Annotated in this window: 22 protein-coding genes; 13 read left to right on the top strand and 9 right to left on the bottom strand. The window is 68.4% G+C overall.

What is annotated here, in order from left to right; genetic code table 11:
• Nucleotides 1-3: 3 nt before the first annotated feature.
• On the top strand, nt 4-801 hold the full coding sequence (locus HYG95_RS00160; protein ID WP_181695969.1) for an SCO1664 family protein: 798 nt from the start codon (nt 4-6) through the stop codon (nt 799-801).
• Here HYG95_RS00160 and HYG95_RS24575 read toward each other — a convergent pair.
• Nucleotides 760-1,329: an MFS transporter gene (locus tag HYG95_RS24575; RefSeq protein ID WP_370465621.1), complete on the bottom strand. Its 570-nt coding sequence runs from the start codon at nt 1,327-1,329 to the stop codon at nt 760-762. The genes HYG95_RS00160 and HYG95_RS24575 overlap by 42 nt on opposite strands.
• Nucleotides 1,296-2,171, bottom strand: a complete 876-nt coding sequence (locus HYG95_RS24570; protein WP_255494912.1) for an MFS transporter — start codon at nt 2,169-2,171, stop codon at nt 1,296-1,298. The genes HYG95_RS24575 and HYG95_RS24570 overlap by 34 nt, the downstream gene beginning before the upstream one ends.
• A 67-nt stretch (nt 2,172-2,238) precedes the next feature.
• Between HYG95_RS24570 and HYG95_RS00150 the strand changes: the two genes are divergently transcribed.
• Nucleotides 2,239-2,799: an XRE family transcriptional regulator gene (locus HYG95_RS00150; RefSeq protein WP_356982710.1), complete on the top strand. Its 561-nt coding sequence runs from the start codon at nt 2,239-2,241 to the stop codon at nt 2,797-2,799.
• 88 nt (nt 2,800-2,887) lie between these two features.
• Nucleotides 2,888-3,142: a hypothetical protein gene (locus tag HYG95_RS00145; protein ID WP_181695967.1), complete on the top strand. Its 255-nt coding sequence runs from the start codon at nt 2,888-2,890 to the stop codon at nt 3,140-3,142.
• A gap of 37 nt (nt 3,143-3,179) precedes the next feature.
• Here the strand turns inward: HYG95_RS00145 and HYG95_RS00140 are convergent, their stop codons facing one another.
• Both HYG95_RS00140 and HYG95_RS00135 read right to left on the bottom strand, forming a co-directional pair.
• Nucleotides 3,180-4,019 (bottom strand): alpha/beta fold hydrolase, encoded by an 840-nt coding sequence (locus HYG95_RS00140; RefSeq protein ID WP_181695966.1) that lies wholly within the window; start codon nt 4,017-4,019, stop codon nt 3,180-3,182.
• Complete coding sequence (locus tag HYG95_RS00135) at nt 4,016-4,438, bottom strand: helix-turn-helix domain-containing protein (RefSeq protein ID WP_067490050.1); 423 nt, start codon at nt 4,436-4,438, stop codon at nt 4,016-4,018. The genes HYG95_RS00140 and HYG95_RS00135 overlap by 4 nt, the downstream gene beginning before the upstream one ends.
• Before the next feature lie 295 nt (nt 4,439-4,733).
• Here HYG95_RS00135 and mshC point away from each other — a divergent pair, with 295 nt between their 5' ends.
• The 4 genes from mshC (at nt 4,734) to HYG95_RS00115 (ending at nt 9,293) form a co-directional block, all read left to right on the top strand.
• Nucleotides 4,734-5,972: a cysteine--1-D-myo-inosityl 2-amino-2-deoxy-alpha-D-glucopyranoside ligase gene (gene mshC / locus HYG95_RS00130; protein ID WP_181695965.1), complete on the top strand. Its 1,239-nt coding sequence runs from the start codon at nt 4,734-4,736 to the stop codon at nt 5,970-5,972.
• Between the two features lie 87 nt (nt 5,973-6,059).
• Complete coding sequence (locus HYG95_RS00125) at nt 6,060-6,884, top strand: universal stress protein (protein ID WP_181695964.1); 825 nt, start codon at nt 6,060-6,062, stop codon at nt 6,882-6,884.
• A 166-nt stretch (nt 6,885-7,050) separates the two neighbouring features.
• Nucleotides 7,051-8,469: a hypothetical protein gene (locus HYG95_RS00120; protein ID WP_181695963.1), complete on the top strand. Its 1,419-nt coding sequence runs from the start codon at nt 7,051-7,053 to the stop codon at nt 8,467-8,469.
• A gap of 2 nt (nt 8,470-8,471) precedes the next feature.
• Nucleotides 8,472-9,293, top strand: coding sequence for an Abi-alpha family protein (locus HYG95_RS00115; RefSeq protein WP_181695962.1), 822 nt, complete (start codon nt 8,472-8,474; stop codon nt 9,291-9,293).
• Here the strand turns inward: HYG95_RS00115 and HYG95_RS00110 are convergent, their stop codons facing one another.
• Entirely contained in the window at nt 9,294-9,944 is a 651-nt protein-coding gene (locus HYG95_RS00110) for an enoyl-CoA hydratase/isomerase family protein (protein WP_181695961.1), read from the bottom strand.
• A gap of 392 nt (nt 9,945-10,336) precedes the next feature.
• Between HYG95_RS00110 and HYG95_RS00105 the strand changes: the two genes are divergently transcribed.
• Nucleotides 10,337-10,882 (top strand): TetR/AcrR family transcriptional regulator, encoded by a 546-nt coding sequence (locus HYG95_RS00105; RefSeq protein WP_067490032.1) that lies wholly within the window; start codon nt 10,337-10,339, stop codon nt 10,880-10,882.
• Here the strand turns inward: HYG95_RS00105 and HYG95_RS00100 are convergent.
• The 3 genes from HYG95_RS00100 to HYG95_RS00090 are packed head-to-tail and all read right to left on the bottom strand — an operon-like array spanning nt 10,879 to nt 14,842.
• A complete protein-coding gene (locus HYG95_RS00100; protein ID WP_181695960.1) occupies nt 10,879-12,729 on the bottom strand; it encodes a Na+/H+ antiporter in 1,851 nt (616 codons plus the stop codon). The genes HYG95_RS00105 and HYG95_RS00100 overlap by 4 nt on opposite strands.
• A 21-nt stretch (nt 12,730-12,750) precedes the next feature.
• Nucleotides 12,751-14,031, bottom strand: coding sequence for a threonine/serine exporter family protein (locus tag HYG95_RS00095; protein ID WP_181695959.1), 1,281 nt, complete (start codon nt 14,029-14,031; stop codon nt 12,751-12,753).
• A gap of 52 nt (nt 14,032-14,083) precedes the next feature.
• Nucleotides 14,084-14,842: a histidine phosphatase family protein gene (locus tag HYG95_RS00090; RefSeq protein WP_255494911.1), complete on the bottom strand. Its 759-nt coding sequence runs from the start codon at nt 14,840-14,842 to the stop codon at nt 14,084-14,086.
• Nucleotides 14,843-14,967: 125 nt separating this feature from the next.
• Here HYG95_RS00090 and HYG95_RS00085 point away from each other — a divergent pair, with 125 nt between their 5' ends.
• Entirely contained in the window at nt 14,968-15,675 is a 708-nt protein-coding gene (locus HYG95_RS00085) for a DsbA family oxidoreductase (RefSeq protein ID WP_255494910.1), read from the top strand.
• Here the strand turns inward: HYG95_RS00085 and HYG95_RS00080 are convergent.
• Nucleotides 15,672-16,730 carry a glucose 1-dehydrogenase gene (locus HYG95_RS00080; protein WP_181695957.1) on the bottom strand — a complete coding sequence of 353 codons (1,059 nt, stop codon included), beginning with the start codon at nt 16,728-16,730 and terminating at the stop codon, nt 15,672-15,674. The genes HYG95_RS00085 and HYG95_RS00080 overlap by 4 nt on opposite strands.
• Nucleotides 16,731-16,932: 202 nt before the next feature.
• Here HYG95_RS00080 and HYG95_RS00075 point away from each other — a divergent pair, with 202 nt between their 5' ends.
• From HYG95_RS00075 to HYG95_RS00060, 4 genes are read left to right on the top strand one after another with little or no spacing between them, the layout of a single operon-like run.
• Nucleotides 16,933-17,727 (top strand): N-acetylmuramoyl-L-alanine amidase-like domain-containing protein, encoded by a 795-nt coding sequence (locus tag HYG95_RS00075; RefSeq protein WP_181695956.1) that lies wholly within the window; start codon nt 16,933-16,935, stop codon nt 17,725-17,727.
• Between the two features lie 43 nt (nt 17,728-17,770).
• Nucleotides 17,771-18,307, top strand: coding sequence for a class I SAM-dependent methyltransferase (locus tag HYG95_RS00070; RefSeq protein ID WP_181695955.1), 537 nt, complete (start codon nt 17,771-17,773; stop codon nt 18,305-18,307).
• A gap of 9 nt (nt 18,308-18,316) precedes the next feature.
• Entirely contained in the window at nt 18,317-18,706 is a 390-nt protein-coding gene (locus HYG95_RS00065; protein ID WP_181695954.1) for a MerR family transcriptional regulator, read from the top strand.
• Nucleotides 18,707-18,729: 23 nt separating this feature from the next.
• Nucleotides 18,730-19,164 (top strand): helix-turn-helix transcriptional regulator, encoded by a 435-nt coding sequence (locus tag HYG95_RS00060; protein WP_181695953.1) that lies wholly within the window; start codon nt 18,730-18,732, stop codon nt 19,162-19,164.
• Nucleotides 19,165-19,172: the final 8 nt, after the last annotated feature.

Below are 19,172 nucleotides of genomic sequence, written 5' to 3'. Positions count from 1 at the left end.
GACGTGTCCGGCATCACCGACGGTGAGCTCGAGATCATCGGACGGGTCGGCGTCGCCAGCAACCTGACGCTGGTGTGCGAGATCGCCGCACCCGAACCCGATGGTGCGCCGCTGCGGGTGGTGTACAAGCCGGTGCGCGGCGAACGACCGCTGTGGGACTTCCCCGACGGCACCCTCGCCGGGCGCGAGGTGGCCTCGTACCTGATTTCCGAACAGCTGGGATGGGGTGTCATCCCGGAAACGGTGTTGCGCGACGGTCCGTTCGGGCCTGGCATGGTGCAGCGGTGGGTGACCTCGGTCGACAACCGCACCGACGCACGCCAGCGCCTGGACCTGGTCGATCTGTGTTCGCCGGGCACGGTGCCCGACGGGTTCTGCGAGGTGCTGCGTGCCCTGGACGACACCGGCAACGAGATCTCGCTCGTGCACGCCGACGATCCACGCCTGCAACGCATGGCGGTGCTCGACCTGCTGCTCAACAACGCCGACCGCAAAGGTGGGCACGCGCTGGAAGGTGTCGACGGCCAGGTCTACGGCGTCGATCACGGCATCTGCCTGCACAGCGAACCGAAACTGCGCACGGTGCTGTGGGGGTGGGCCGGTCAGCCCATCGACGAGGCACTGATCGCCGATGTCACCGCGTTCGCCACGAATCTGACCGGCCCGATAGCGGATTCGCTCGCCGAGCACATCACCGACGCCGAGATCACCGCACTGACCGAACGCACGAAAGCCCTGCTGGAACGCCCGATCATGCCCCTACCGAATTCGGCCCGCCCGATCCCCTGGCCCGCGTTCTGAGGGTGCGAACCCGGCCGCGACCATGACGAGCAGCCCGCAGCACCCGACCAGAACCCAACCGGGCCGCGCGTGCTGAGCCAGTTCCGTCTGCGCGGCGCCGCCGATGAACCCACCTGCGACGGCGACGCCGAGAGCGGCACCGAATTGACGTGCGGTGGAGGTGATTCCGCCTGCGACACCGGCGCGGTCGGCGGGCAACCCGCTCACGGCGGTGGTGGTGATGGGCGGGTTGGCGAAGCCGAAGCCGATTCCGACCAGCAGCAATGCGGTGAGCAACAGGGGGATCGGGCGGTGTTCGCCGACCGCGACGAACAGCAGCACACCACCGAGCGCGGTGAATCCGCCCGCGAGCTGTAGCGGCAACCGCGCACCGTGGCGGCTCACGAGCACTCCCGAGAGTGGGGCGAACACGATCGCGGGTACCGCCAGTGGCAGCATCACCGCACCGGCCGCCGCCGGTGACATCCCGCGCGCGTCTTGCAGATACAGCGTCGTCAGCAACAAGGTGGCGCCGAGGGCGACGAACACCGCGACCGCGCTGAGGACAGCGGCGGTGAACGGTGCCGCCGGAACAAACCCGGATCGATCAATGGTTCGGGCCGGCGACCTTCGAGCCGGACGAATGCGACCATCGCCGCGCACACCACCGCCGATGCGATCACCGTCGCGGGCGAAGCCCAGCCGAGCCACGGACCCTCGAGAAGCACACCGACAGACCCGCCGACCACGATCACCAGCAATGCCTGTCCGCGACCGTCGAGCCGCCGCACCCGCGCGGCTTTCGACTCCGGAACCACCAGCGCCGTCAGCACGAGCACCACCGCGATCACCGGCAGATTCACCCAGAACACCCCACGCCACCCCAGGCTCTGTACCAGCGCACCACCGACGACCGGCCCCGCCGCCATCGCCACTCCGAAGACCGCCGCCCACACGCCGATCGCGCGAGCCCGCTGCGCCGGGGCGGTGAACACCCCGACGACGATCGCCAACGCCACCGGGCTCAACATCGCCGCGCCCGCACCTTGCGCGATCCGCGCGGCGAGCAGCACGCCGAGCGTCGGGGCCACCGCGCACAGGATCGACGACGTGCCGAACAGCACCAGCCCAACCCGGAACACCCGTCGCCGCCCGACCCGGTCGGCGACGGCGCCGGCCGAGATCAGCAGGCTGGCCATCACCAAGGTGTAGGCGTCGACGATCCAGGCGATGCCACGGACTCCGGTGCGCAAGTCGCGGGCGATGGACGGCAGGGCGGCGTTGACGATGGTGGTGTCCAGCCCCACCAGGAACAGGCCCGTGCTGCACACGGCCAGCACCGCCCATCGTCGTCTCGCGCCGAGGGCGTGGTCTTTCGCTGTGTCGATCATGGCGAGAATCGTCGAGGCGAGGCCGAGCGAACCGGTAGAGATTTTGCGAAGACCGCAAAATGGTGGGGTGGACGACGCCCAGATCATCGACGAGATCGGACCGCGCCTGCTGGCATTGCGCCGCGGCCGCGGCCTGACCCTGCACGAGTTGTCGGCCGAGACGGGGATCTCGGTGAGCGCCCTGTCGCGGCTGGAAACCGGCAAGCGACGCCCTACCCTGGATCTGCTGCTGCCGTTGGCGCGGGCGCATCGGGTCTCGCTCGACCAGTTGATCGCCGCACCGGCCACCGGCGACCCGCGCGTGCATCTCACGCCGCGACGCAGCCGCAACGGCAGTGTGGTCGTGCCGCTGACCGAGTACCCGGGTCGCATGCAGGTCTTCAAACAGGTTCTCGGCCCGAACAAGCCGCGCCTGGTCACCCACGCCGGGTACGAATGGCTGTATGTGCTGGCCGGTGACCTGCGGTTGATCCTCGGCGAGGAAGAACTCGTGCTCCGTGCGGGCGAGGTCGCCGAGTTCGACACCGACCGACCGCACTGGTTCGGGCCCGCCGACGATCGAACCGTCGAGATCCTGCACATGTTCGGTCCGCAGGGCGGGAAAGCGCGGGTGCGCACGCCATCCTGACCGGCACGGATTTTCCTGGGTGGACGACGGCGCCGGTGCTAGTGTGCTCCAAGCACTTTCGCTGTCCCCGCATCATCAGAGGAACACCATGTCGACTCGTTCGATCGTTACCGGATCCGCCGCCGCCCTGCTGCTCGGCGCCGTCGTCGCCGCGCCCGCCCAGGCCTTCCCCGCCGGCTGGTGGGAGAACAAGACCTTCGTGTGCACCGCCACCGACCGCGCGGGCGCCCCGCTGCCCGATGTCACCGTGCAGGCCCCCGACCAGGTCGGCGCCTCCTTCTACGCCCTTCCGCAGTTCGGTGAGAACGTCGACAACCTGAATGTGCAGTGCTACGAGCAGTGAGCTGAACCCCGGACCGCCGCACGTCGGGGAGCGGCGGTCACCGGGAGCGCAGGAACCGGCTGATCCGTTCTGCCTGGCCGAGTACCGCGTGTCCTACACCGGGCAGCACCTGCACCTCGCCCTTGGCGAGCAACCGGGCACGACGTGCGGTGCCCGCCGAATCGAACAGGGCGTCACGCTCGCCGACGATCACCAGCACCGGAATGTCCACCGCCCGCAACCGCGCCTCGGAGAATCTCGGTAAGTTGCCCGAGCGGGCCGAGAAATGGGTGAAGACCAGTTCCACGTCGTCGAGGATCGCCTCCGCCGCCGGACCGGTGAGCCCGAGACCGGTTCGCGCCATGTCGCGCACACTGTGGCGACCGAGCAACCGTAGACCCACGGCTTTCACCAGCCACCCGTAGCGATGCCTGCCCAGGCCGCAGGGGCACAGCAGCGCCAGCGCCTCGGCCCGGCCCGGTCTGCGGGTCACGTAGTCCAGTGCGGTCCAGCCACCCAGAGACATCCCGGTCATCGACACCGTGTCCAGCTCCAGCCCGTCGAGGACCTCGTCGAGCCAGTTCGCACAGGCGTCGGTGTCGAGCGCCATCCTGGTGGGCGCGCTGAAACCGGGCTCGCCGGGCAGGTCGACCGCGTACACCCGGAAGTGAGCCGCCCACTCGCTGACATCGCCGCGCCAGGCGCTCGTATTGGATCCGGAACCGTGCAGCAGTACCAGCGGTGGCGCGTCGGCCGGTCCGCAGACCAGCACGAACGTCTCACCCGCGGCGGTCGGGACGAGCCGCTGCTCCCACGGCACCGGCCAGGTCGCCAGATGTTCGCGGTAGCGCTGCGCGATGCGTTCGCGGCCGTGCTCGGAGGTGTAGATGGTGCTCATGGGGCGAGGACTCCGTCCAGGTAGTCGAGCAGGCGTGCGGTGTCGGCGAGTCCGCCGAGCAGGATCACTTTGAGGCGTCCGCGTGCGGGGTCGTAGCTGGTTTCGACCCGCAGGGCCCGTCCGCCGGGACCCCGTGTCGCGGCGGTGGCGGTGAGCAGGGTTGCGACCCGGTCGACGGTGGCGCGGTCGATGTCGTCGATCTCGACGATGCAGGAGGCCTCCGCGTGCCCGGCGGTTGCTGGTTTCGGTGCGCTGATCGGGAGGCCGGTGAAGGTCTCGAGGTCGTCGTGGGTGATGCGGTACTGCTTGCCGATCCGTGCGGCGGGCAGTTTGCCGTCGCGCACATATCCGCGCACGGTGCGCACATGCAGTCCGAGCAATTCCGCGACCTGTTCCACCGAATAGAAACCTTCTGGCATGAAACAACCGTATACGAACGTCAGAATAGGTGCAATTAGGTAATGATAGGGAGTATGCCCGAAGCGCGTCGATGACGGCAGCTACCGTTCGCGGGCTCGGCGCTCGAGACCGCGGCACGACCGCCCACCGCACAGGCGAACCCCCTGCGGCCTGGGAATCCTCGTGAGCACAACACTTGACAGTGCCGGTCGAACACGTTTGTGTGCAGGTTGCGGGCCGCGCCGAATCCGGCCGGGCAACCGGGTCGACCGGGCCGCGAGGCGAGCACTCCGGCCGGGGCTCTACCCTCGAATCATGCAGTCCTGGTCCGATAACGCCCTTCCGACCGTCCCCGGAGCAGGGCCGCCGTTGCGGTTGTACGACACCGCCGACCGCCAGGTCCGCCCGGTCACCCCCGGCGCGACCGCGAAGATGTACGTCTGCGGGATCACCCCCTACGACGCCACCCACCTCGGCCACGCCGCGACCTATTTGACCTTCGACCTGGTCAACCGGTTGTGGCGCGACGCCGGACACGACGTGCACTACGTGCAGAACGTCACCGACGTCGACGACCCGCTGTTCGAGCGCGCCGCCCGCGACGGCGTCGACTGGCGCGACCTCGGCAGCTCCGAGATCGACCTGTTCCGTGAGGACATGTCCGCCCTTCGGGTGGTGCCGCCGCGTCAGTACATCGGCGCCATCGAATCGGTCGAAGAGGTCGTCGAGGTGGTGCAGAAGTTGCTGGCCTCCGGCGCCGCCTACATCGTCGACGACGCCGAACATCCCGACATCTACTTCCGCACCGACGCCACCGAACAGTTCGGCTACGAGTCGGGCTACGACCGCGCCACCATGGAGAAGTTCTTCGCCGAACGCGGCGGCGACCCCGACCGTCCCGGCAAGCGCGACACCATCGACGCCCTTCTGTGGCGGGCCGAACGCCCCGGCGAACCGTCGTGGCCCGCACCGTTCGGCGCCGGGCGCCCCGGCTGGCACATCGAGTGTGCGGCGATCGCGCTCAACCGCATCGGCACCGAATTCGACGTCCAGGGTGGCGGCTCGGACCTGATCTACCCCCATCACGAGTACTCCGCCGCGCACGCCGAAGCGATCACCGGCACCCGCCGTTTCGCCCGCCACTACGTGCACGCCGGGCTGATCGGGCTCGACGGCGAGAAGATGTCGAAGTCCAAGGGCAACCTGGTGCTCGTCTCGAAACTGCGCCGCTCCGGAGTCGACCCCGCCGCGATCCGCCTCGGCCTGTTCGCCGGGCACTACCGGCAGGACCGCATGTGGACCGACGCGGTCCTCGGCCAGGCTCAGGCGCGCCTCGCCCGCTGGCGTGAAGCGGTATCGCTCGGCTCGGGACCGTCGGCGATCGACACCGTCGCCCGCCTGCGTCAGCACCTGGCCGACGACCTCGACACCCCCAAAGCTCTTGTCGCGGTGGACAACTGGGCCGAGCAGGCGATCGCCTACGGTGGCACCGACACCGACGCCCCGGACCTGGTGCGCAACGCCGTCGACGGGCTCCTCGGTATCGCCCTCTGACCCGGCGCGGGCATTTGCGGCAGGATTGCCGGAGCGTGCGGTGTTTATACTGTGGCGAACCGCCGTCGTCGGATCGGAGAGGGTCCCATGGACCGCTACCAGCGCATCGTGGTGGGAACCGACGGGTCGGAGGCCGCGCAACTGGCGGTCACCGTCGCCGGTGAGGTCGCGCTTCGGCTCGGGGTCCCGATCACCGCGCTGACCGTCTGGAAGGAAAAGGCGCGCAAGTCCGCCCTCGATCCCGAATCGGCCGTGCGGATCAGCGCCGCCGCCGTCGCCGCGCTCGTCGAGGCGGGCCTGTCCGAGGTGACGGCCCTGGATATGCCGGGGACACCGAGCGCGGCGCTGCTCGAGGTCGGTGCGCAGGACCCGGGCACGCTACTGGTGATCGGGGCGCGTGGTCTCGGCCGCTCCAAGGACCGGCTCACCAGTTCCACCGCCAACCACGTCTCCCACCACAGCCCCACCGACGTCCTGTTCACCCACAAGGTGCCCAAGCGCTGGACCACTGTCGGCCTGGCCACCGACGGCTCACCCAGTTCGATGCTCGCCGTGCGCCGCGGCTACGACCTGGCCCTGGAACTCGGTGCGCGTCCGTTCCTGGTGACCGCGACGAAAACCGACGCCGACGGCGCGGAAACCCTGGCCCAGGTGCACGCGGCCCTGAGCCTCGACGACCCGGAACTGCTCGGCCACGACGTGCTCACCGGCGTGCCGCCCGCCGAAGCGCTGTGCAACGCCGCCTGGAAATACGACCTCGTGGTCATCGGCAATCGGGGGATGAGCGGACCCGCGCGGCTGCTCGGATCGGTCGCCAACAAGGTCACCCACGACATCGACACCAACCTGCTGCTGGTCGCCACCACCCATGGGTCCGACGATCCCGACCCGGAGCCGGACCCGCCGCGTTAGCCTGGAATACGTACCTGCGCGAGGTCGAATGCACGCCGGGCCCGGACATGATCGCAGGTTTGCTCCGATATTGCGGGTAAGTGCCGAACTTGCCCGGAACCTCCCGATCTGTCCCCTAAGATGACCGAAACGCGCGATGTTCGGAACACGACGGAGTGGACGCCGGATGAATGCTGAGATCGAGGCGGCGGGCTTCTTCGGCCTGCTGAACTGGGAAGAGATGACCGGACTCAGCAAGTTCTGGGTCGACATGATCAGCATTCCGATCTTCAGCGCCATCGCGGGTCTGATCACCAACTGGACCGGCGTCATCATGCTGTTCGCGCCGGTGCGATTCACCGGTTTCTATGTGCCGGGCCTCAAGACGCTGTTCCCGTTGTTGCCGCGCAAGGTTCAGATCCTGCCGACGTTCGCGCCGGGCGGCATTCTCGGCTTCCAGGGGTTCATCCCGGCGCGCGCGGAGAAGATGGCCAGCCTGATGGTCGACAACGCCGTCGCCAAGATCGGCACGGCCAAGGACTTCTTCGACCAGATGGACCCGCGCAAGATCTCCGCCCAGGTCGCGCACGTGGCGTTACCGAATGTGCGCTCGATGGTCGATTCGATCATGACCACCGAACACCCGCAGCTGTGGGCGGATATGCCGCCGCGCGCGCGTGAGGCGATCTACGCGCGGGTCGAAGCCGAACTGCCCGCGATCACCGACCGCGCCTTCGACTTCATCGGCGCCAATATCGACCAGCTGCTCGATGTGAAGCTGATGGTCGTCGGGTATCTGCGGCGCCGCCCGGAACTGCTCAAGGACGTGATCTACGGGCTCGGTGCTCCCGAACTGCGGTTCATGACGCGCAGTGGGGTGCTGGGTTTCCCGTTCGGTGTGGTCGTAGCACTGTGGTTGTCGTTGCTGCACTACAGCTCCCCGCACGGTGACACGCCTGCGATGATCGAACTGCCCGGCTGGTTGCACACCCTGGTGCATCTGTTTCCTGCGTGGCTGGTCGTGGTGCTCGGCGGCGCCGTGGTGGGTGTGCTGGTCAACATCATCGCCATCAAGGTCGTGTTCGAACCGGCGAACCCGCAGCCGAGATACAAATACCCGTGGGGTGTCGCGAAATTCGCCAAACGTCAGTATCAGGCGGCGGCCGACCTCGGGCACGCGATCGGGTACCAGATCGTCACCCTCGACGTGGTCACCGAACAACTGCTCGACGGGCCGAGCGGTGACAAGACCCGCGCGGTGATCGCCCACTTCCTGCAGCTCGAGATCGACCGCATCCTCGGCCCGCTGCGGTCGGTGACCCGATTGGCCGTCGGCCCACGCCATTTCGACGCCATCCAGGCCACCGCGGGGGCGAGCCTGGCCACCGAGATGAAGCCCTGGCTGGTCGAGGACGTGGAGTTCTCCCAGTCGACAGCGGCCAGCGTCGACGAGCTCGCCACCGAGAAGCTGCGCGAACTACCGCCCGAGGAATTCGTCGAAATGCTGTACACCGCCATCGAACAGGACGCCTGGCTGCTGTATCTGCACGGCGGCATCCTGGGCGCCCTCGTCGGTGGCGTGCACCTACTGGTCTTCGGAGCGTGAACATGAACGACGACCGCGATTCCGGTATCCCCACCGATCTGGCGGGTCTGGCCCGCATCGCCGGGCTCTCGATGCGGCAATTCGTCGGTGCCGTCACCAAGGGTGCTGTGCACACGGCCACCGAACTGGTCGACGACATCCGGGCGGGCGAACCGATGTCACGCATCATCGACGAACGGGTCGATGTGCTGCGCCGGGCGGCGCTGAGCGCGCTCGGCTTGGCGCCCACCGCTTCCGGTGCCCTGCGCGCCATCGACTCCGACGTCGACGCCGAAGACCTCAAGACCATCGGCGACGCCATGATCAACGAGGGCTGGGACTCGGCGCAGCAACCCCGCGACGTGCACCCCTCGTTCGTGCCGATCCTGCACGACCTGACTCCCGACGAGGCCAGGATTCTGCGGTTCCTCGCCGTCGCCGGACCACAGCCTGCCATCGACATCCGCACCAAGTCGCCCTTCGGGATCGGGTCCCAACGCCTCGCCGACGGGATCAACATGATCGCCTATATGGCCGGGTGCGCTATGCCCGAACGCGACCAACACTATCTGGGCAACCTCAACCGGCTCGGGCTGGTCCGGTTCTCGAGCGAACCGGTCGCCGACTTCCGCCGGTACGCCTTCCTCGAGGCCCAGCCCGCCGCCCAGGCCGCCTACAAGTCGGTGAAGATGCGGGCGATCAGTCAGTACCGCAGCATCTATTTGTCGGTGTTCGGGAAACAGTTCTGCGGCGCCTGTTTCGTACTCGACGGGTATACCGGTGGCGGCTGGGCCACCGACGACCGCGGCGATGTGTACCTGGGCAAGGGCCCGCGGTTGCCATGATCAGTTCTTGCCGCGCAAGGCGCTGAGCACACCCTCGAACATCACCGACTTGATGGCAGTCATCGTCGGCTGATCCTTGCCGCCCAGTGGGGCGACCGAGGCCAGAGCGGCGTCGAGGACCTCGGCGGCGGTGGCGTCGACCAGGTCGAAGGCCGCGGCCTCGGTGCCGTCGAAGCGGCGTGCGGTGGTCATGGCCGCGATCGCCGTCTTCGGGGGCACTTTCGCCTGGATCAGGGCAGCCATGCCGTTGGTGAACGGGATCCGCAGCTCGGACTCGGGGAAACAGAAGAACCCGCGATCGGCGCGCATCACGCGGTAGTCGTGGGCCAGCGCCAGCATCGCGCCTGCCCCGAACGCGTCTCCGTCGATCGCGGCGGCGGTGGGCATCGGCAGGGTCAGCACCCGGGCGAGCAGGGTGTGCACGGCGGCCACGTAGCCGGCGGCCTGATCGCCGTTGGCGGCCAACCACTCCAGGTCGAGACCGTGGGAGTAGACGGGGCCGGTCGCGGTCGTCACCAGGGCCCGCGCACCGGTGGTGACGACCGTGTCGAGGTGGGTGTTCATCTCGGTGAGGAACTCGGGGGAGAAGCGGTTCTCGCCCTCGCCGAGGTCGAGGACGGCGACGGTGCCGTGATGGCGCAGGGTGGGCATACGGTTCCTTTCGGTGCGTAACCAGATGTGCGCCAGCACTTCCCGGCGTTCGCCGAGGCGGTGCCTACCACTCGACCGCGGACGACGGTTCCTCGAAGGTGGCGGGACCCGTTCGGGCAACGGGGGTTTCGGTGGCGTCGAGCACGGTCTGCGGGGCCATGAAACAGGGGTCCCTACTGAACAATACTTTACAGAGCTATTGCTCCGTTATTCCATCCGGGACCTCCTCTCACCACATCGAGCACCGATTATGTTCCAGCCCTTGGCATTTCGGGAGGCGCGGCGGCGGTCGGGCCACAGAATAGATTTCGTTACGGTGCTCTGGGCCCTCGATACGATGGGGTACTGTTCGCATTCTTCGGCCCTGCCCGCACGAACAGAACGGCATCGCGATGTCCCGAGTGGTTACCAAGGAGCAGTACTTCGACACCGCTGTGGCGGTGCTCGCCGAGTTCGGCTTCAAAGGTCTCAACATCGGCGTGCTGTGCCGTCGTCTCGGGGTCACCAGCGGCTCGTTCTACCACCACTTCGGCTCCTGGCAGGGCTTCGTCGACGCGCTGCTCGAGCACTGGGAGAACCGGCAGATGGTCGAGCTACGCGCCCTCGACGTCGGCCACGGCGACCCCGACGCCGACGTACGCGCCATGTCCGAACTCACCGGCGGCCTCGAACACGGCGCCGAAGCGGCCCTGCGCGCCTGGGCGGCCAACGACGAATCCGTTCACGTCACCGTCAAACGGATCGACGAATCACGCAGGCGCACCGTGCACCGGGTGATCGACAGCGTCATCGGCGACGACGACACCGCGGCCGTGGTCACCGAGGTCGGCATGGCCATGCTCATCGGCTACCAGCAGCTCGCCGCCACCGGCGAACCGACCGAACTCGACCGCCTCCTGTCGCAGTACGCGCGCCTGATCTACTCGCACCGCCGCTAACCGAGCAGTTCGTCGAGATAGCACCAGCGCCACCGCTCGCCCGGTTCGACGCTGCGCATCACCGGGTGCGCGGTGGCATGGAAGTGTTCGGTCGCGTGGTTGCCCACCGAGGACTCGCAGCAGCCGATGTGCCCGCACTCCAGGCACATCCGCAGATGCACCCACCGCATCCCGGCCTCCCGGCACGCACGGCACACCGGTTCGCCCACCGGGGGCGCGGTGTCGGGTGCCTGTTCCAGATGCGCGCAGCCGGCGGTGGCGTTGCCGAGGGGCTCGGTAGAAGTGTCGTCGTCGTCCTCGTCGAAGCGGTCGATCATCGACTCCTCGAGATCGAGGCGGGCCAGCACATGCTGGAGCACTTCGTAATCCACCGCACCCACGTCACGCACGGCCAGCACGGCGTCGCGTTCGGCGGCCAGCATCGCCAGCCGTAGCCGCCGGTACTCCGCGGTCGGTGTCACCCATTCGGCCTCCGGACGACCCAGCCGCTCCCACGCGGCATTGCTGCGCCAGGTGAGGCGCTGGCGCAACGATTCGATCACCGGTTCCGGCGTGTGCGGGCCGATCCGGCGGTCCAGCTCGGCGAGCCCGGCCACCGAAGCCTGGTGCAGCAGATCGGCTTTGGTGAGCGCGTCCTCGGCGCGGCTGGGGCCACGCAACCGCAGCAGCCGCACCAGCCACGGCAACGAGGTGCCCTGCACCAGCAGCGTGCCACCCACCACCACCAGCGCCAGCAATTCGAGCACCGGCAGTTGCGGTGTCGAATCCGGCAGCAACAGCACCGCGGCCAAGGTCACCACACCGCGCATCCCCGCCCACGACACCACCGCCGCATGACTCAACGGTTCGGTCTCGCGCCCGAACAGCCGGGCAACCAGCACCGGGGTGAACACCCACACCGGACGCGCAAGCATCACCGCCGCCAGCACCGCCACCGCCGCGACGATCAACGTGGTGTGGTCGAGACCGGAATGCCAGGCGCCCTCCACGATCCAGCGCACCTGCAACCCGATGACCAGGAACACCGCGCTCTCCAGAATGAACTGCACAGTGCGCCAATTGGTTGTCTCGGCGACCCGCGAGGCCGCACCCTGCCAGCGGTGCGCGCCGTGGCCGAGGATCATCCCGCACGTCACCACCGCGATCACCCCGGAGGCGTGCACGTGCTCGGCGGGCAGGTAGGCCACGAACGGGGCGAGCAGCGACACCGTCGTGTCGAGCACCGGGTCCTGAATCCGCCTGCGCAACACCACCAGCACCGAGGCGACCAGCGCACCGATCACCGCGCCACCGACCGAGGCGAGCAGGAAGTCGCCACCGATCTGCCACACCGTCACCGCACCGGCCATCGCCGCGATCGCCCCACGCAACGACACCAGTGCCGTCGCGTCGTTGAACAGCGACTCGTCCTCGAGCACCGTCACGATGCTGCGCGGCATCCCGGTACGGCGCGCGATCGCGGTGGCCGCCACGGCATCCGGGGGCGCCACCACCGCACCGAGCGCGACCGCCGCCGCGAACGGCACCGGCAGCAACCACCACACCACCAGCGCGACAGCGAACGTGGAGAACAACACCAACCCCACCGACAGCGACGCGATGGTGCGCAGATTCTTCCGGAAATCGACCAGCGAGGTCTTCAACGCCGCCGTGTACAGCAGCGGCGGCAGCAGACCGAGCAGCACCATTTCCGGTTCCAGATGCACCTGCGGAACCATCGGGACATAGGAGGCGAGCACACCCGCCACCGTCAGCACGAGCGGTTCGGACACCCCGAAACGACGCGCGGTCGCGGCAAGAGCCGCCGCGGCCCCGATGAGCACCACCAAACCGATCGCGATATCCACCCCGGCATTGTTCCACCCCCGCTACCGCGCGGTGACCGCCCGACCACGCCGCGCCACCACCGACCACAGGTACACCCCGAGACTGGCCCCGACCCCCAACGCCACACACACCGCCCCCGCCTGCACGAAATACTGCACCCCCGACACCTGATACACCGACAGCATCAACCCCTGGCACACGATCAGGCCCGGCAGCAACGCACCGGTGATACCGACCAGGGCCAGCGCCGACATCGGTAACCGCAACCGGTCCGCACACGCCGCCGCGAGGAACCCGAGCACCACCGCGGCGATCGGTCCCGCCCACGCCGAGGGCATGTTCCCCAGATGGATCAGCGTCTGGTTCACCGACGCGGTCACCAGACCCGCCACCGCGGCGGGCAGCAGCAGATCCTTGCCACCGGCATTGAACAGCGCGTTGCCGATCGCGCCGAGGACCGCGAACACCACACCCAGCCACACCGGAAGCACCGGCAGGTCCGCGCTCACGGGAACGCCGAGATCGAATCGCCACGACAACGACAGCACGAGCAGCCCACCCAGGACGATCCCACCGATGATCAATCCCGCACCGAGCGCACGCACCAGCGCCGACATGCTGTCTCCGCTCACCATGTCGATGGCGGTCGAAATCAGTTGGGGCAGTGGGGCGATCAACACCCAGGTGGTGGCGACCACCGTCGCCGCCTGCGCCACCGTCGACCAGCCGGCCAGATGACACAACCCGCCCAGGCTGCCCGCCAGCGCCGCCTGGACCGCGACACCGAACAGTTTCGGCACCCCCCACGCGCCGAAACCCCGACCGGTCACGTTCACCAGCAACTGGATGACTGCGGCTGCCGACGCCGCGAGCATCCCGCCACCGATCTGCACACAGATGCAGAACGCCAGCAACATCCCACCCGCCTGTACCCACCACCACGGAAACACCGGCGGACCGGAATCGGCGTCGGTCAACCGGCGGCATGCGGTTTCCGGGTCGAGCCGTTCGGTCACGGTCGCTCGCGCCACTGCTTTGACGCGGCGCATCCGGTCGCAGTCGAAGCTGTCCAGGCCGGCGGACTCACCCATTCGGGAGACCAGATGCCCCTGCCCGTCCTCGCACTGCACGATGAGCACCCGGCCCATGCCCGTCACCGTGAGCCGCGACAAGCCCCACGCCGCAGCGCACGCCCGCACCATGTCCTCGGCGGTGGCCGTGGCGTAGCCGCACTCGAGCGCGTCGGTTCCCAGCCGGGTCAGGAACTCGAGGGCCGCATCGAGGTGGGCAGTGCCGGTGCGGCCGGTGTCCTGGTTCGGCATAGAGCCAATCTAGGGGCGGCGGAACCGGCTCCCACGCCGACACGCAGGGCACTCAGCCGTCCCGCTCACCCACGGTCAGGTGGTCGTCGGAACCCCACACCCGCAACGCCAACCGGTCGCCCTCGCGCCGCCACTGCGACACCGAGGCGTTGGGTACCGGTTCCAGCGAATCCGGAACGGGCGCACCGAGGCCGTCGAGGATGTAGCGCAACGACACGACCACCGCGTCGTGGGTGACCAGCAGGACCTGTTCCCCAGCGGCGACGGCGTCGAGTTCGTCGAGGAAACCGCGCACCCGCACCGCCACGTCGGCCAGCGATTCGCCGCCGGGTGGGCGGTACACCCAGTTGCCGACCTGCTCGCGGCGCGACGCCTCCTCGGGGGCGCGTCGCCGGATCGCCCGGTAGGGGTGCAGTTCGAACACGCCCATCTCCCGGTCGCGCAGCCGTTCGTCGACAAGGGTGCGGATCGGGGGGAAGCGGCGTTCGCGTACCGCCGCGTCGGCCATCAACGCCCACGTCAGCCGCGTGCGCAGGTAGGGGGAACACACTACGAGGCCGGGGCGCTGCGAGCTCGACAACCCGGCCAGCCACCCACCCAGCCGCTGACACTGGGTGCGGCCGTATTCGGTGAGGTCCATCCCGGCGTCGGTGCCGCGCATCGGCCGGGTCTGCGTAGCGGGATCGGCGTACCAGACATTGGCTTCGCTCTGGGCGTGGCGGATGGCCCACAGTCCGCCGAGTGCCCGTGGCCGTGGCAGACCGTCGGGCACCTGCACCCACCCCCTGTCGCCGCGCTCGACTGCCATCATGTTCCTCCCCGTTGCACCGGAATAGCGGCAGTGTCGCTCGCGTTGCACCGAACGAACTTGTACGCCTGTCCAGAATGTTCCGCCGGGCCGGCGCACCCATCCACGATGTGGCGCAGGAGGCCCGCTTGACCACAAGAGTAGAGATCTGGACCGACATCAACTGCCCGTTCTGCTACCTGGGCAAAGCCCGCTTCGAGCAGGCCCTGCACAGCTTCGAGCACCGTGACGACGTCGAAGTCGTGCACCGTTCCTACGAACTCGACCCCACCCTGCCCGCCGACGAGAGCGGACCGGTGATCCCGCGCATCGCGGCCAAGTACGGCATCACCGTCGACCAGGCCGCCGCCAACGAACGCGCCATCGCCGCCCAGGCTGCCGAACTCGGCCTGCCCTACCAGAGCAGCGGCCGCGACTACGGCAGCAGCTTCGACATGCACCGGCTCCTGCACTTCGCCCTCGAACAGGGCCGCCAAGAGGCACTGCTCGACGCCCTCTACGCGGGCAACTTCGCCGAAACCGAACCGGTCTTCGCCGACACCGACCGCCTCGTCGACCTCGCCGTACGCGCCGGCCTCGACGAAACCGCGGTCCGTGCCGTCCTCGCCGACCCCACCGCCTACGCCGACGCCGTCCGCCAGGACGAACGCACCGCCGCCCAGCTCGGCGTCACCGGCGTGCCGTTCTTCGTGTTCGACAACAAGTACGCCGTGTCGGGCGCCCAGCCCACCGAGGTGTTCGCCCAGGCGCTCACCACCGCCTACAACGACCGCCCGGCACCGCTGGTCACCGTTGCCGAGGGCGAGTCCTGCGGGCCGGACGGCTGCGCGGTCTAACTCGCGCCGAGGTCGATGACGACCTTGATATCGGAGTGATCGCCCGGATCGAACGCCTCCAGGGCCCGCTCCAACGGCAACCGCCGGGTGATCAACCGGCCCAGCCACGCCGGGTCGGCCTTGGCCAGCGCCTGGGCCGCCAGCTCGTAGTGGTGGCGGTTGGCGTTGACCGACCCGAACACCACCGCGTTGTCGAGCACCATGTTGCGGTTGACCGCGCCGACGTCGACCTCGGTGTCCTTGCCGGGGGAGGAGACACCGGTCAAGCAGATGATCACGCCCGGATTGTTGAGCTGGAGCAACTGCTGGGCGATCGCGGTGGCCGCCGTCGCCTCGATCACGATGTCGGCGTTGATCTTCTCACCGACATCGAGGGCCGAACCGGTGTGGAACGTGGCGCCGAGGTCTTCGACCAGTTTCGGTTTGGGGCCCTCGGTGGAACGGTCGAGCACGTGCACGTCCAGGCCGCGCTGCACACCGAGCAGCGCGGCGAGCAGACCGATCGGCCCCGCACCGGTGACCAGCACCGACTTCGGTTCGAACCAGGCCCTGGTGTTGATCTTCTCGATCTGGTCCCACGCCTTGGCCAGCACCGTGGTCGGTTCCATCAGCACACCCACCTCGGTGAGCGCGGGGTCCATCTTGACCGTGTAGTCGGCGTCCACCACCCACGACGTCGACCCGTACCCGTCGATCTGCTTGATCCCGCGCTCGACGTACTCACCGTTGCGGCACATGTCGAACTCACCGTGCGCACACGCCCCGCACGGCACCGGATCGGGCCTGCGCACGATCCCGACGACGAGGTCACCGGGGGCGAAACCGCTGCCGTCGGGCGCGGTGCGTACTCGGCCCAGCGATTCGTGCCCGAGGACGAGGTGTTCGCGTCCCGGCGGCGCCCACCCGTAGATGCCCGAGGCGATCTCGCGGTCGGTGCCGCAGATGCCGAGCGAAATCCCGTCCACGAGAAGCTCGTTGGGGCCGGGCACCGGATCCGGGACATCGTCTATCCGCAACGATCCGGGTCGGTTCGGCACTACGGTCAAAGCGCGCATGTCGTTTCCCTTCCGACGAACTGCCCTGGCTATCCATTCGCGAACCTTGGTGAAACACGCACTACCTGGGATAACGGTACGGGACACGTGAGCTGAGGCGAAGAACTGTTCAGGTCGCGAATTGTTTGCAATCCGGGTCGTCGCCCCCGTCGGTTACCGTGGGAACCGCTCACCTCGACCGACCAGGCCCACCGGAGGCGTCTTGCGCACCATTGTCCAGGTTCTGTGCCTGCTCGTCGCGCTCGTCTGCCTCGCCCCACCGGCCCAGGCCACACCGCCGGTCGTTCTCGACGATGTCACCGCCGGCAAGGTCGACGAACTGCTCGACGCCCGCACCCGGGCAGGCACCACCGACCGGGCCGTGCAGATCGAACGGATCTCCGCGCGCCTGCTCGGCACCCCCTACGGTGCGAACATGCTGATCGGGTCGGCGAATACACCCGAGCAACTCGTCGTCGACCTGCGACGCGTCGACTGCTTCACCTTCATCGACTACGTCGATGCCGCGTCACGCTCGAGCACCGCCGAGCAGTTCTTCGACAACCTGATCGCCGCCCGCTACGTCGACAGCCGGGTCGAATTCACCCAGCGCAAACACTTCTTCACCGACTGGGCCAGCACACCGCGGATCTCGGCCACCGATATCACCGCCGACCTGAGCCCAGCCGCGGTCACCACGACCAAGCACCTGAACGCCAAAGCCGACGGCACCACCTTCCTGCCCGGCGTCCCCGTCGTCGACCGGGCCGTCACCCACATCCCGTCCGGCGCCGTCGACGGGGGAGTGGTCGCCGGACTGCGCACCGGTGACTTCATCGGCGCCTACACCCCGGCCGCGGGCCTGGACGTCACCCATGTCGGCATCCTCGTCCACACCACCGACGGCCCGGTGTTCCGCAACGCCTCCTCCCTCGCCGCGCACAACCAGGTCGTCGACACCCCGCTGCTCGAGTACGTGCGCACCGTCCCCGGCATCCTGGTCCTGCGCCCCCGCTAGCCACCCTTGACTTCAGGTCGACCTGAACACCGACAGTGGTGCCATGACCACCTTCGGACACCGCCAGAGCCTGGGCTACGACCGCCGCGCCACCCGCCTGCTCAGCGGGCTCTACCGCCGCATCAGCACCGACATCGACACCCTGGCCGCCCCCGGCGCCACCGTCCTCGATCTCGGCACCGGCCCCGGAAAACTCCTGGCGCACATCGCTACCCGGCGCCCCGACCTCACGCTGCACGGCCTCGACCTGTCCCCGCACATGATCGACATCGCCCGCCGCAACCTCGCCGGTCACCGGGCAGATCTCACCGTCGGCGACGTCACCGACCTGCCCTACCCCGACGCGAGCGTCGACCTGATCGTCTCCAGCCTCAGCATGCACGAATGGCCCGACCTGCCCGCCGCATTCCGCGAGATCCGTCGCGTCCTGCGCCCCGGCGCCACCGCCGCCCTCTACGACTTCCGCTTCGCCCGTACCCGCGAGATCCGCCGCACGGCAGGCGACATCGAACGTGAGAACATCCGCCTGCCATGGCATCCCGTCGCACTCGTCACCCGATACCGCCTGCACACCGCCTAGAGTGCGACCATGGCGACCATCGGTGAGGTCGCGACCCGCTTCGGACTCGCGACCCACGTACTGCGGCACTGGGAAGACCAAGGCCTGCTCACCCCCGAACGCGACTCGGCAGGCAGACGGATATACCGCGACGCCGACATCGACACGGTCGCCATGGTCATCCTCGGCAAGAAGGCCGGGCTGACCCTCGAGGACCTGGCCACTCTGTTCACCCACGACCCCGACCGCGACACCCGCCGCCGCGTCCTGGAAACACAACGCGCGCGGCTCACCGAACAACTCGCCCGCACCCGCAGCGCCCTCGACGCGGTCACCCACGTCCTCGACTGCGACGCCGAGGACTTCCGCACCTGCCCGCACTTCCGCGCACACCTGGCAACCGTGCTGGACAAGCCATAGCCCGCACGTGCGACGATCGCTTCATGACCGGTGCACGCCCCCAGCAACTGAGCGACCTCGCCCGGCTGCGCCGCGTGCGCGACCGCATCGACCGCGAATACGCCCAACCCCTCGACGTGGAAGCACTGGCCCGAGGCGTGCACATGTCCGCCGGGCACCTGAGCCGCCAATTCCGCCTCGCCTACGGCGAATCGCCCTACTCGTACCTGATGACCCGGCGCATCGAACGTGCCATGGCGTTGCTGAGACTGGGCCGGATGAGCGTCACCGAGGTGTGCTTCGCCGTCGGCTCCTCCTCGCTCGGCACGTTCAGCACGCGATTCACCGAACTCGTCGGCGTCCCGCCGAGCGTGTACCGCCAGCAGTACGCACCGACCGAGGGCATCCCGTCGTGCGTGGCCAAAGCGGTGACCAGACCGATCAGGAATCGAGAAGCAACCGGTTCCGGCGACCGTTAGCGTCGATC

Origin of the sequence: Nocardia sp. GTS18 (assembly GCF_013839555.1) — a bacterium.
GTDB classification, from domain to species: domain Bacteria; phylum Actinomycetota; class Actinomycetes; order Mycobacteriales; family Mycobacteriaceae; genus Nocardia; species Nocardia rosealba.
This window is presented reverse-complemented; position numbering and strand designations above follow the sequence as displayed.

Bases quoted from the DNA above. Each gene is read 5' to 3' on its own strand.
- HYG95_RS24570 (WP_255494912.1), bottom strand. From the start codon at position 2,171: ATGATCGACACAGCGAAAGACCACGCCCTCGGCGCGAGACGACGATGG.
- HYG95_RS00145 (WP_181695967.1), top strand. From the start codon at position 2,888: ATGTCGACTCGTTCGATCGTTACCGGATCCGCCGCCGCCCTGCTGCTC.
- HYG95_RS00140 (WP_181695966.1), bottom strand. From the start codon at position 4,019: ATGAGCACCATCTACACCTCCGAGCACGGCCGCGAACGCATCGCGCAG.
- HYG95_RS00135 (WP_067490050.1), bottom strand. From the start codon at position 4,438: ATGCCAGAAGGTTTCTATTCGGTGGAACAGGTCGCGGAATTGCTCGGA.
- mshC (WP_181695965.1), top strand. From the start codon at position 4,734: ATGCAGTCCTGGTCCGATAACGCCCTTCCGACCGTCCCCGGAGCAGGG.
- HYG95_RS00125 (WP_181695964.1), top strand. From the start codon at position 6,060: ATGGACCGCTACCAGCGCATCGTGGTGGGAACCGACGGGTCGGAGGCC.
- HYG95_RS00120 (WP_181695963.1), top strand. From the start codon at position 7,051: ATGAATGCTGAGATCGAGGCGGCGGGCTTCTTCGGCCTGCTGAACTGG.
- HYG95_RS00115 (WP_181695962.1), top strand. From the start codon at position 8,472: ATGAACGACGACCGCGATTCCGGTATCCCCACCGATCTGGCGGGTCTG.
- HYG95_RS00110 (WP_181695961.1), bottom strand. From the start codon at position 9,944: ATGCCCACCCTGCGCCATCACGGCACCGTCGCCGTCCTCGACCTCGGC.
- HYG95_RS00105 (WP_067490032.1), top strand. From the start codon at position 10,337: ATGTCCCGAGTGGTTACCAAGGAGCAGTACTTCGACACCGCTGTGGCG.
- HYG95_RS00095 (WP_181695959.1), bottom strand. From the start codon at position 14,031: ATGCCGAACCAGGACACCGGCCGCACCGGCACTGCCCACCTCGATGCG.
- HYG95_RS00090 (WP_255494911.1), bottom strand. From the start codon at position 14,842: ATGATGGCAGTCGAGCGCGGCGACAGGGGGTGGGTGCAGGTGCCCGAC.
- HYG95_RS00080 (WP_181695957.1), bottom strand. From the start codon at position 16,730: ATGCGCGCTTTGACCGTAGTGCCGAACCGACCCGGATCGTTGCGGATA.
- HYG95_RS00070 (WP_181695955.1), top strand. From the start codon at position 17,771: ATGACCACCTTCGGACACCGCCAGAGCCTGGGCTACGACCGCCGCGCC.
- HYG95_RS00065 (WP_181695954.1), top strand. From the start codon at position 18,317: ATGGCGACCATCGGTGAGGTCGCGACCCGCTTCGGACTCGCGACCCAC.
- HYG95_RS00060 (WP_181695953.1), top strand. From the start codon at position 18,730: ATGACCGGTGCACGCCCCCAGCAACTGAGCGACCTCGCCCGGCTGCGC.